The sequence below is a fragment of the Cupriavidus sp. 01L43 genome (genome assembly GCF_056399925.1).
The window spans coordinates 1-11,815 of sequence record NZ_JBFTSH010000008.1 but is presented as its reverse complement, the minus strand read 5'-3'; the positions used below and the strand labels follow the sequence as shown (position 1 = coordinate 11,815).

Here is an 11,815-nt window from a genome sequence, read left to right as displayed (position 1 = left end):
GATGAAGCGCTGCATGCCGCCACACGAGACCGCGCCGGATGAGGCGGGGGAATTCCCAGCGACCCAGCAGTCGATGGCGGTGACGCGCTGGCGCGGCGGGGAAGCGATGGCGGCGACAGCCGAGATCGACCATATCGCCGAGGAAGTGCCCGTGGCGCTGGAGTACAACGGCGTCTCGCACGCGGTGATGCTGGCCACGCCGGCCGATCTGGAGGACTTCGCGCTGGGCTTCAGCCTGAGCGAGGGCATCGTGGCGGCGCCGCGCGACATCTACGGCATCGAGGTGGTCACGCGCCCGAACGGCGTGGCCGTGGAGATCGAGATCGCCAGCGAGGCCTTCGTGGCGCTGAAGGCGCGGCGCCGCGCGCTGGCCGGCCGTACCGGCTGCGGGCTGTGCGGCACCGAATCGCTCGACGAGGTCATGCGGGCGCCGCACGCAGTGCAGAGCGAGGCGTCCTTCGACCCGGCCGTGCTGCACGCCGCCTTCGCCCAGTTGCAGCGCCGCCAGGCCCTGCTGCGCGACACCGGCGCCACGCACGCGGCGGGCTGGCTGCGCGCCGATGGCGAGGTATCGCTGGTGCGCGAGGACGTGGGCCGGCACAACGCGCTGGACAAGCTGGCGGGCGCCCTGGCCCGTTCGGACGAGGATATCGGGCGCGGCGCGGTCATCGTGACCAGCCGCGCGAGCTATGAGATGGTGCTGAAGACGGCCGCCATCGGGGCGGGGGTGCTGGCAGCGGTGTCCGGCCCCACCGCGCTGGCGGTGCGCCTGGCCGGGACGGCCGGCGTCACGCTGGCGGGATTCGTGCGCGCGGGCGGCCTGGTCGCCTACGCGCATCCACATCGACTACGGATGGCTTAGACCTGTCATGCACATCGACAACCTGATCAAGATGGCTAACCAGATCGGCGGCTTCTTCGAAGCCATGCCGGACCGCGACGAGGCGCTGGCCGACATCGCCAGCCACCTGAAGCGCTTCTGGGAGCCGCGCATGCGGCGCGCACTGCTGGCACACGTGGACGCGACGGATGGGGGCGAAGGGCTCATCCCCATCGTGCAGGCGGCGGTGGCGCGGCATCGTGAGAAGCTGGAGATCACGTTGCGGGCCCCGATGGTCACTGCCGTCCCATGAAGATGCGCGACGGCATGACGAAGTCGCGCAGCGCCAGCATCTCCAGCGGCCCCTGGCCGACTTCCGTACGCATCAGATAGCGCAGCGGATAGACCATGTCGGCAGGCGGCGGTTGCTTCGCTGCGCGTGGCGTCAGGCTGTCCGGATCGGACGCGGCGGGGTCGTGCAATCCGGCCGGGCGGGTATCCGGTATCCCTTGCCAGGTCAGCTGATAGGTCGCGCTGTCCAGCGGCTCGATCTGCGCACGCTCCAGCATCCGCAACCAACCCCAGCGGCCCCCGAACTCATAGTGCTTGTTGGTGCCCGCGCGTTCGGCTTGCCATTGCAGCCGGGTGCCCGGCTCCTGCGCGAGATTGGCCGGCCAGCGCATGGCCTGCCAGCGCTCCTGCTGGTTGTAGTAATGCAGCGTCTGGCTATCGAGGGTCAGCAAGGTGTCGGTGAGCCCCGGGGACGGGATGGGCTTGATCTCGAAGCGATATGCCGGTTCACCGTCCACCAGCATATGCGCCGCAACGCGCTGCAGGGTATTGATTGCCTTGAGGAAGGCCGGATCGAAGGCTAGAGCGGACTGCCCGCCGGCATCTCCTCTGCCAGCCGTAGGGATCCATTGATCCCCCTGCAACGCCAGCACACCCGCCAACTGCGTACCGAGGAACGTGCCGATCAGCCCGGTCTGCGGGCGCAGGAAGCGCGTCAGTTCCGGCAGCGAGGCATCGTTGGCGCTGTCGGCGAACGGATAGCGCCCGGCGAACGATCGTCCCCACGCCATCGCGATGCCTTGCCGCCAGGCATCGTTCAGGCTCGCCTGGGCGGGCTGCAGCACGGTCTGCGTGGCCTGGGCGATGGGCTGCACGAACAGCGCCTCCCCCATACCCGCCCATTGGCTGCCAAGGCTGGCGGCCATCAGCTGCGCGTAGGACTGGGTATCGGCCAGTTCCGAGCCTTTGCCCTGGAACAGCGCCTGCGCCATTTGCCGGGCCTGCGCATCGGCATCGGCGCTGTGGCTGATCTGCTGCAGCCGTAGCCGGAGCGCGGTGGCGCGGTCGAGGAAGCGTTGCAGGCTCAGGTCGTCATTGGCGCTTTGGCCTGACGCCTGCGCCATCAGCCGGAGGACCGGGCCAAAGGCGGCGCGGAGCGGCCCCGCCGGCTCCGGTCTGGCGGCCTCGGGGCCTGCCGCCTTCTTGCCGAGCAGATCCTGCGCCTTGGCCACCAGCGTGTCCGACAGGGAATGCTTGCGCGCGCCAGCGCCGCCCTGGTATTCGAGCGATGTCATCAGCGCGATCACCGGCGACTGGCGTGCGTCGGCCATCAGCTTGAGTTGGTCGACGGCGGCAGGGAGCGTCGGCGCAGGCGCCCATTGCAGGCTGTTCATGAAGCCCTGCCAGTGTTCTGCGTAGTCCGCGAAAAACTGTTCGGTCAGCGCGGCCTGCAGGGCATCGGCCGAGCGGTCCGCCGGCTGCTCGGCGTCCTGCGGCTTGCTGTCGGTCAACACCCAATCGCGGGCAATCTCCGTGCGTCTGGCAGCGGCCTCGATCGACGGGGCGATGGCGCTTTCGTACGCCTGCCGCGTGAACACGGCGGGAACAACAGCTGCCGTGCGGATCAGTCCGCGGGGGTCTGTGCCGGCCGTCAGCGACGCCAGGCTCTGGTCCGGGTACCGGTTGCCGCCGCGGTTGTTGAAGGCGTCGAGGATGCCCTGGTAGATCGTCCCTTCGGCGTTGCGCTCCCCAATGACCGCCAGCAGCGTCTGTCGCGCGCCGTTCACCAGTTCCGGCCGCGCATCGATCCGCCAGTCCGGCTTGGCAGGCAGTTGCGTGGCGTAGAACCTGAGCAGGCGATCGGCGAGATCGTCCCGCTCGCCGGGCGTGAGCCACGCATCGGTGGACCAGTGCCGTAGCAGCTGCGGCGCCAGAAAGGCCGGCTCGGCGCGCTCGGGCTGGGCCAGCATCAGATAGGCCTTGAGTGCTTGCTGACCGTCGAGCGCCCGCTGGCTGGTCAGTTCGTCCAGCGTGTCCGTGCGCATCTGCGCAAGGTCGGCGAGCGAAGCTTCCAGATTCTGCTCCACGGGCAGGGTGAGCAACTGGCGAGCGGCGTGCGAGTAGGGCTTCCACAGCGCTTCGAGGATCGTCGCATCGCGATTCAGGCCGAAACGTGTCGTCAGTGCGGCGTGATGCTTGGCGCGGTGTTCGTAGCGTTCGATCTGCCGTTGCAGGACAAGCAGCGCACGCAGGCTGGCGGCCGTGTCGGGCGCCGAGCGGAGGTTGTCGACGGCCCGCTGTGCGGCGTGCGCGTCCCGCCCGTTCTGCACGCCGGACACCAGCATGCCGGCGCTCCACAGGCCAATGGCCGTCAGGACCGCGACGGTGCAAACCGTGACCGGGTGCCAGCCGATACGCCTGCCGGGATGCCGCCGGGCGGTTTCGGCGAGGTGTTGCCAGAGCGGCAGTTCGATGCCGGGACCCTCGGCTGCATCGGCGTTCGGATAGGAGGCGAACATGATGCCGCGCAGCGGGATGCGCCGCCGCTGACCGGTCGCCAATCCGCCCAGCCAGTCGGCAAGCATCTGGGCGCGGGTGTCGAGGCGCGCGGACAACTCGCCCATGTGGCGATCGCGGCTGTCGCGGACCAACTGTTCGATACTGAGATCCGAGAGCTGGTTGCGCAGGGATTGCAGCGCCTGGCTGATGGCGTGTGTGTTTGCTGGTGCGGCCAGCTCGCAGCCGATGACCGGGGAACGGGCACAGTCCTGGGCGACATCGATCAGATATACCGGGGCGGACCAGCGCAGCGCCCCGGCGATACGGAGCAAGGTGGCGCTGTACGCATGGGTGCCGTGGCGTTGTGCAGTCGGGTCCGCAGTGCCGTCGATGGTCAACGCTACCGCATCGATCGGTCGATCGCGGCGTAGTGCGGACAGTTGCCTTAGCCACGCCGCGTCCGGATGCCCGTCCTGGTCGGCCTGGCTCCACAGCAGCACGGCGTCCTGCGTGACCAGCCAGCCGGTCTCAACCAGTGCCGGCAGCAGTCGGCCGATCGTCGTGTCATCGCCGGTCACCAGTAGCCAGGGCTGACGGTACCGCCAACGCCGGCCATGGATCCCTTGCAGTTGACTGCGCAAGCGGCTCAATGGCTCGCCAACCGGCACAACATCCTCGGATGGCGGGCCGAGTTCAGCGGAGCCGACATCGCGCATCGCAGCCTTCCGGCTAGCGCGCCTGACCAGCGTGACATGTGCAAGGGCCGCAAGCAGAAAAAAGATCACGAGGCCGCAGATGGCAAGCAACCGCTGCGCCGAAGTCGTCAGACCCAGGACCTCGCCTTTCCCAAGCACGAACAGTCCGGCAGCGACGAGCAATGCAAAAAGAGCAACCAGCGTGTAATTCAATCGCATAAGGAAACCGGTCTCAAGTTCGTGGGCCAACCACCGCGAGCGTCATGGCGTCAGCCTCGGCGATGCTCAGCAATTGCTTCTGCCCGGAGGCCAGCGCGTGAGCCGAGGCAAGGGCCACGCATAACCATGGCGCAGCCGCGCCCGCTGACCCGATGCGAAGATCGACGTCATGTTGGCCTTTCAGTTCGGGCGTCATGAGCACACCCACCCCTTGGCGATCGAGATGGGCCGCCAATCCCCGCTGCATGGGCGCCGCCGAGCCACCGGACATCCACTGGTCCCTGACGTCGACACCGTCCGAACGGCTCCACAGCAGTACCTGACGGAGCCCCTGTCCCAAATCCTTGTCATCGTGCCGTTCCGGCCGGTAGAGCAGGGTCTGGCTCACTAGCCGCTTCTGAGCAACCAACGGCGAGGCGGCGAACATCAGGATGGCGCCGGCTTCCGCCGCGCCGGCAACCGGCGGCGGGTGGAGCAGTGGATTCAGTTGCACCACGCAAAGGAGGTGGACGGCGTCCGTCGCGAAATCGGGCGCGCCGTCGAGCCAGCCGTCGACCGCGATCAGGTCCGGAACGCCTGCGTTGAACTCGGTTCGCACGGCCTCCCCGAGCCCTTGCGTGTGCCATGTGTCGTGCCAGATGGTTTCGACTTCCGCAGTCGCAAGCTGCGCCTCGGCGCAAACCTGAATGACCAGCCGGGTGCGCTCAGGCAACGCGCGGACCTCCGGGGCAATCTGCCGCTGCAGCGAGCCGAACACGTATGGCAACAGGTCGCGGTGCCGCGCTACATCAGCCTGGTCATCGCCGGCCCGCCACGCGTAACCGGCCGGCTCGATCCAGCGCGCGACGATGGCCTCGCCATCGCCCGCAAAGCGGCTTCGCGGCACGAGCTCCAGCGCCCGCTCCACTACCGCCGAGACGGTGTTCTCGTGCGCCTGCGCGGAAAAGAGGAAGCCGGCGCCCAGGACGTGCAGCGGGACCCCGGCTTTGCGGCACACCGCGTCCTGATAGTCGCGCCGCGCCGCGTTATGGTCTTCGGCGCGCGTCCGCTGGGTCTGCAGTACCCCGAGATAGCTGAAGAACAGCATCGCCCACACGATAACCGGGAACGCTGCAACGCAAGTCCAGAACCAGAGCGTTTGCGTGGGCTCGCCCTCCGGCCAGAGGCGGAGGGCAACCAAGGCACCGCCGCCACCGATCAAGGCAAGCAGGAACAGCCAGGGAAGCCACGCAGGCTTGAGCGGTCGGACCTCGCGCTCAGGCGCAATGCGCCGCAGATCGTAGGCCATCAGCGGCTTCCTATCGCCCCGCTGGACGAAAGCAGTATCGCGCCGCACAGCGTCTTGTGCCCATGAAAGGCAAGCGGCAGGTTGCCGTCCAGCATCTTCCCGTTGCCTTCCGCGATGGCATTCTCGCCGCAGCGAGGGCAGGAAACCCTGTCGGACTGACGCGCGACTGGGCGTCCGTTAAACGAAACACGTGACGAGCCCGTGAGCACCTTGCCGCCATGGCTGGTGTCGTCACCCACATAGATTGCATTTGGCATGCTGCTTCCTTTGACAGTTGGCATTGAGGAACGACTGCTTTTTCCGTGATAACCGTCACCCTCCCGACATCGTTCGCGCAGCATCCATAAAATTATTCACCCCCCCCACCACGCCGACATCACAGCGAAGAGAAGCGCGACGATGCGAAACGCTGTGCCGGATTTCTTCGCCAGCCGCTCGTCTGACGCCCGCTCCTGAATCCCGCTCGCGTTCGGATCGCGTCTTGTCTCGTCAGTCTTCATCTCTTTGTCCGCCTTGTAGTCATTGCCACGCATTTCGCAAAGTCCTTACTCTGTGTCTTCGGTGCTGAACGCCGCCATTCTTGCTTCGACATCCCTTGAATCAGCCGCTTGTGAACGTCTTCAGCGATACCCCTCTGGATTCGTGCTCGAATCACGCACGTACGGATCGCCTGGCATGATTCGGCAGGCGGCTTCGACATCGGCGGGCCAGAGTGGCACTTTGCTTGTGGCGTGGTGGATCAGACGGCCAAGGAAGAAGAACACGTGGAATGGGAACATGAACCATTTGAGAATAAGGTTCGATGCATCCATGGAAACCAGTGCCACCCAGCCTTGATAGAGGGTTTCCCGCTTGTCTGCGATGGGCAGGCAATACTGGAACCCTGGTGCGTCAATCACGGATTGCGGCCCTTCTTCCATGTAGCGGCGGATGAATTCCCAATGGTGTCGGCATTGGTCGAGGCTCGTCGAGGCGAAGCCGATTACGAACATCTCTCCGACGGTCTGCTCATCCTTCAGGATGAGGCCACAGATGCCATAAGAGCGCACGCCCGCAAACTGGCTGTTGACCCGCAAGGTGAAATACACGTCGTCCCACGATGCTTCCAGCACCGTGTCGTCGCCACGGAATAGGTAGACCTTGCGGTTCTGACGGTTGAAGCGCAACGGGTAATGCGTACAGCGGAACCACTCGCCGATCTTGAGGTTGAAGGCGACGATGCCGGTGATGAAGAGTGAAACAATCACTGTGCAAATGATCGTCGCCCACAGCATCTCGGACTCGTCGTGATGGTCCCAGTCTGGGTTCAGATAGCGAGCGATTACAGTGTGAAAGAGCGAAATCAAGAAAGCACCGGTTAAGCTCACGCCAAAGATTCCGACTGCGCTCATCCCTCCGCGATTCGAGTAGAGCCCGTCAACCAATTCCAGATAGGTGGAGTTCATCCGTATCGCAAAACCTGAGGCATGCGGGTCGGCCCTTCGCTGACGGATTGGCAGATGCCATTCACGATCCTGATTGTTCAGTGGACGCTGCTTTTTGCTCGTTGTAAACATCATGCCCTCGCCATCACTCGACTAAAGTCGGACTGTTCTGTTGGGAAGTCGGCGTAGCGACCCGACTCCAGCCTGCCCCAGTAGCAGCGCTCTAGCCACTGCGCGAAGTTGTCACCTCTGACGTAATCGATAGCAATACTTATTGCAACCAACACAACCGCCAGGACCAAGCCCCATACCGTTAAGGTGAGTCCCGCGACCATGGTTGCACTACCCGCAGGAGCGAAGGCCGCCGAGATTACAAGGCTCGCAGCAATCGCCCCACCGGTGCCTGCGGCCAATTGCAGTCCCATTAACGCCCATTGCCCGTTATCCATGCTTTGAGCCGCGTCCACGAAATCCAATGCCGCCATTACCCCCGCCAGCACAGCCGTCAGTGCACCCGCCACGCGTAACGCAATTCTGGCGCGCGTCGCATATCGTTCCTCCGTTGCCCGCTTCACCATCCCCGTTGCATACAAATTGCGCCACGTCCCATACGCCTGCACCACCGCCGCCGCCCCGGACGCCAGCGCCCCCAAATACAGCCCGTACCCCAAATTCACCCGAACGTCCTGCGTCCACGTCTTCTGGAACGACAACGCCTTGGCTTCGGCCTGCAGCATCTGCTCCCAGCCCGCGAATTTCCACACGGCGTCGATGGCGGTCAGGATTCCCATCGATACCGCGCCGAAAATCGGGATCGAGCGGCTGATTCTTAGTACGCCGTATTCGTGCAGGCTCTTTGGGGTTTTCACATGCTCGGCCAGCCAGGCGATTTTCTTGGTCGGGTCCTTGATGTTCGCTAGCGTCTTTTCCATGTCGTCAGTGATAAACACGGCAATCTTCGCTTTTACATCCTTGGACGCAATGGCCGTGTTGAATGCCCCGATATTGCCGCTGGCGAAGCTTCCCGCAACCTGCCGCTCGGCATACGTGGCCGACTGTCGAGCCCGGCGCGCCCAGTGATGCTTGCATACATCCCTATCGATATCCCTCCGGATTCGTGCTCGAATCCCGCACGTATGGATCGTCCGGCGTGATCTGACACGCTGCTTCGACATCGGCAGGCCATAGGGGCACCTTGCTGGTCACGCGGCAGACGAGACGGCCAAGGAAGAAAAACACGTGGAAGGGGAACATGACCCACTTGGCAACCGGGTTCCACGCATCCTGAGACGCGAGCGCGATCCAACCCTGATAGAGCGTTTCGCGTTTGTCGGCAATCGGCAAGCAGTCCAGGAGGCCGGGTGCGTCTATCACTGTCTGCGGCCCTTCCTCCATATATCGACGAATGAACTCCCAGTGACGCAGGCAGTGGTCGCGGCTGGGCGACGCGTAGCCGAACACGAACATTTCCTCTACGGTCTGTTTGTCCTTCAGAACGAGACCGCATATGTTCCAGATGCGTATCCCAAAGATGTTCGCGTTGATTCGAAAGGCGAAGTGCACGTCGTCCCACGGGGCTTCAAGCACCGTATCGTCACCGCGAAATACGTACACCATCCGGTCCGAAAATTCCAACCGCACTCATCCCTCCGCGATTCGAGTAGAACCCGTCGACTAACTCGAGATAGGAAGAGTTCATTCGGATCGCCCGGCCTGATGCATGCGGCTCGCCTGCACTGTCATGGATCGATACATGCCACTCACGATCCTGGTCATTCAGCGGACGTTGTTTCTTGCTCGTTGTAAACATCATGCCCCTGCCATTGCTTGACTAAAATCGGACTGTTCTGTTGAAGAATCGGCATAGCGGCCTGACGCCAACTCGCCCCAGTAGCACCGCTCCAGCCACTGCGCGAAGCTGTCGCCCCTGACGTGGCCGATGGCCATGTTCAGCGCCACCAGTAGGACAGCCAGCACCAGACTCCAACCCGTCAAGCTCAGCCCGGCGACCACGGTTGCACTGCCTGCGGGACCGAAAGCTGCCGAAAATGCGAAAACTGCCGCACTAACTCCAGCGCCCACCGACGTTAGATGAAGTATCGTAAGAGCCCATTGCCCGCGCCCCGCGCTTTGAACGGCATCCACCAAATCCATCGCCGCCGCCACACCCGACAGGGCAGCCATCAGTCCGCCCGTCATACGCAGCGCTTTCCCGGCTCGCACGGCCAGTTCTTTCCCTGCTGCCCGTTCCAGCATCCCCGTCGCATACACATTGCGCCACGTCCCATAGGCCTTCACCGCATTTCCCACCCCAAGACCGAGCGCCCCTACATACAAACCAAATCCCAAACTCACCCGCACGTCGTTCTGCCATGTCTTGTGGAACGACAACGCCTGCGCTTCGGCTTGCAGCATCTGCTCCCAGCCCGCGAACTTCCACACTGCGTCGATAGCTGTCAGGATTCCCTGCGATACCGCGCCGTAAATCGGGATCGAGCTGCCGATCTTCAGTACGCCGTATTCGTGCAGGCTCTTTGGGGTTTTCACATGTTCGGCCAGCCAAGCGATTTTCTTGGTTGGGTCCTTGATGTTCGCGAGCGCCTTATCCATGTCGTCGGTGATAAACACGGCAATCTTCGCTTTCACATCCTTGGACGCAATGGCCATGTTGAATGCACCGATATTGCCGCTGGCGAAGCTTCCCGCCACCTGCCGTTCGGCGTATGCCGTCAACTGCCGGATCCGGTCGTTGCTCAGCGGCTTGTCGCTGCGCTTGCCTGCCTCAACGAGATTGCCGACGAACGTCTGTGCAAGGAATTTGATAGTGTCTCCCGCCTTGCCGCTGACATCGATCACGCCCACCGGCGTGCGCATCGTCACGCCGATAATCGCCATCCAGCGTGCGAGCGCGCGCTCGGCGGCGTTGTTGTTGTATTCGCGCAAGGCCGTGGCGATTGGAGCGGCAACGTGGACCAGCAAGCTGGCGACGGAGTCCGGTAGCAGCTTTCCATTGGTTTCCTGCTTCGCGGCGCGTGCTTTTGCCTTTGCGGCCCTCAGGCGCTCGGCCGTAGTCTTCAGTCTGCGTTGACGCAGGGTGTCGCCAATTTCCGCCGCCCCCATATCCATCGCCTCGGCGATGTCACGGACGGCGCTGTCGTAATCGGCCTTCGCCTTGTCCACCTCGTCTTGTGCCATAGCCGCCTTCACCTTCGCATCCCAGGCGGGCCTGAGCAGCGCCTGCATGTGCTGCTTGTACTGGTCCATCAGCGTTCCCCACAGTACTTTTTCCGGGTCCAGCGGCATGGCGGCCATCTCGCGGATCAGTGCGTCCTGGCGCAGCACCAGCGCTCGCAGCAGCAGATTGCTCTTGTCAGTGATGTCCCCCTTTAGCCATTGGAGGTAGACCGCGGCGCAGCCGTCGATTTGCTGGGTTGTGGCGATGCATCGCTGCAAGGTCTCCGCGTAGGCGTCGCCGCTTAGCGCATTGCTCCCATCGTGCGTGCAGTCGAGCTTGTTGGCGAGCAGGTTGCTCCGCATCCACGCGGCGTGGGCCTTCGCCAGGGGTTCGACGTGCTGGGCCTGGAGCGCGTCAGACTGCGTTTTGAACTCATTGCGCCACGCGCTATGGAGTTCCGGCTTGAAGCGGCGCAGATATTCGCCCCACGATTCATTCTGGGCAGACTGGATCGTCTGCGGCGAAGGATTCCGGATCGCCGCATCCATTTCCTGTTTTCTCTTGACGTCTTCCGGTGTGTCCGGCGGTGCGGCCATTCCCCCGCGCGACGCCGTGTCTTGGCTCGCAACTTCGTAGCTGACCTTGAGGTAGTCCGCAAGGACATCCGCCTTGTGGAACACTTGGAGTTTCACCTTTTCATCATTGGATTGCCGGAATGACTTGATGGCACCATCCAGTGCAGCCAGATTCCGGTGCGTGGTGGGATAGTTGCCGTAGCCGTTTTTCTTGTCGTACTTGCCGGCTGGCACGTACGTGTCCAGCAAGCGCTCCTGATGCCAGTGGATCAGGGCGGCGAGGTCCTGCGCAACGCCGGCCGGGTCGTCCAGTGCGATGATCGCGGCCTGCATGTCCGGGCTGCGACGCCGACAAGCTGATTGGGTGGCATCGGTTCGCCCTACGCGCCCACTAAAGTTGGGCGCGGAAGGCGGCATGAAGGCGCGGGGGCCGATGGGTGCCGATTTGGCGATAGCTACGTAGTCGGCCACGGTGGTGGCCAGGGCGCCGATCGGCACCGCATGGGGCGTGTTGCCCCGGGCGTTGCCGGCTGGCTTGCCTGGTGAGGTTTGGTGCGCCTTGGCCCACGCGCCCGCATCGAAGGCACGCATATGCAGTTCACGCAGCGGCTTGCCGGCGGCCCCCCTGTGCGCGTCCATGACGCTTCGCGTCCATTGCACGTCGGAGTAACCGAACCAGACGATGCCTGCCTGCGTGGCGTCCGGGATGCCGATGCATCCGGCGAGTTCCACGTGTCCGGCGTCACTGCAAGGCTTGAGCGATCTTGAGCTTTCCGATACGACGGTCGCCGCGGGAATGCTCCTGTAGTAGCCATCCTCTGAGATCCAG

10 protein-coding genes are annotated in these 11,815 nt (G+C 63.8%); 2 read left to right on the top strand and 8 right to left on the bottom strand.

The window, feature by feature from the left end; genetic code table 11:
- Position 1: 1 nt before the first annotated feature.
- Positions 2-862 carry a formate dehydrogenase accessory sulfurtransferase FdhD gene (gene fdhD / locus AC1DP9_RS15015; RefSeq protein ID WP_092298128.1) on the top strand — a complete coding sequence of 287 codons (861 nt, stop codon included), beginning with the start codon at positions 2-4 and terminating at the stop codon, positions 860-862.
- 7 nt (positions 863-869) lie between these two features.
- The gene (locus AC1DP9_RS15010) at positions 870-1,133 is read left to right on the top strand and encodes a formate dehydrogenase subunit delta (RefSeq protein ID WP_092298131.1); all 264 of its coding nucleotides are present in this window, start codon (positions 870-872) and stop codon (positions 1,131-1,133) included.
- Here AC1DP9_RS15010 and AC1DP9_RS15005 read toward each other — a convergent pair.
- From AC1DP9_RS15005 to AC1DP9_RS14970, 8 genes are all read right to left on the bottom strand, one after another.
- The gene (locus tag AC1DP9_RS15005; protein WP_477107793.1) at positions 1,117-4,554 is read right to left on the bottom strand and encodes an ImcF-related family protein; all 3,438 of its coding nucleotides are present in this window, start codon (positions 4,552-4,554) and stop codon (positions 1,117-1,119) included. The genes AC1DP9_RS15010 and AC1DP9_RS15005 overlap by 17 nt on opposite strands.
- A complete protein-coding gene (locus AC1DP9_RS15000; RefSeq protein ID WP_477107792.1) occupies positions 4,538-5,812 on the bottom strand; it encodes a hypothetical protein in 1,275 nt (424 codons plus the stop codon). Before AC1DP9_RS15000 ends, AC1DP9_RS15005 begins: the two co-directional genes overlap by 17 nt.
- On the bottom strand, positions 5,812-6,069 hold the full coding sequence (locus AC1DP9_RS14995) for a PAAR domain-containing protein (protein ID WP_454756841.1): 258 nt from the start codon (positions 6,067-6,069) through the stop codon (positions 5,812-5,814). Before AC1DP9_RS14995 ends, AC1DP9_RS15000 begins: the two co-directional genes overlap by 1 nt.
- Before the next feature lie 96 nt (positions 6,070-6,165).
- Positions 6,166-6,345 (bottom strand): hypothetical protein, encoded by a 180-nt coding sequence (locus AC1DP9_RS14990; RefSeq protein ID WP_477107791.1) that lies wholly within the window; start codon positions 6,343-6,345, stop codon positions 6,166-6,168.
- 87 nt (positions 6,346-6,432) lie between these two features.
- Positions 6,433-7,371 carry a DUF6708 domain-containing protein gene (locus AC1DP9_RS14985; protein ID WP_454756843.1) on the bottom strand — a complete coding sequence of 313 codons (939 nt, stop codon included), beginning with the start codon at positions 7,369-7,371 and terminating at the stop codon, positions 6,433-6,435.
- Positions 7,368-8,186, bottom strand: coding sequence for a hypothetical protein (locus AC1DP9_RS14980; protein ID WP_454756844.1), 819 nt, complete (start codon positions 8,184-8,186; stop codon positions 7,368-7,370). Before AC1DP9_RS14980 ends, AC1DP9_RS14985 begins: the two co-directional genes overlap by 4 nt.
- Positions 8,187-8,331: 145 nt before the next feature.
- Positions 8,332-8,871: a DUF6708 domain-containing protein gene (locus AC1DP9_RS14975; protein ID WP_477107790.1), complete on the bottom strand. Its 540-nt coding sequence runs from the start codon at positions 8,869-8,871 to the stop codon at positions 8,332-8,334.
- Between the two features lie 174 nt (positions 8,872-9,045).
- Positions 9,046-11,811: a T6SS effector BTH_I2691 family protein gene (locus AC1DP9_RS14970; protein WP_477107883.1), complete on the bottom strand. Its 2,766-nt coding sequence runs from the start codon at positions 11,809-11,811 to the stop codon at positions 9,046-9,048.
- Between the last annotated feature and the right edge of the window lie 4 nt (positions 11,812-11,815).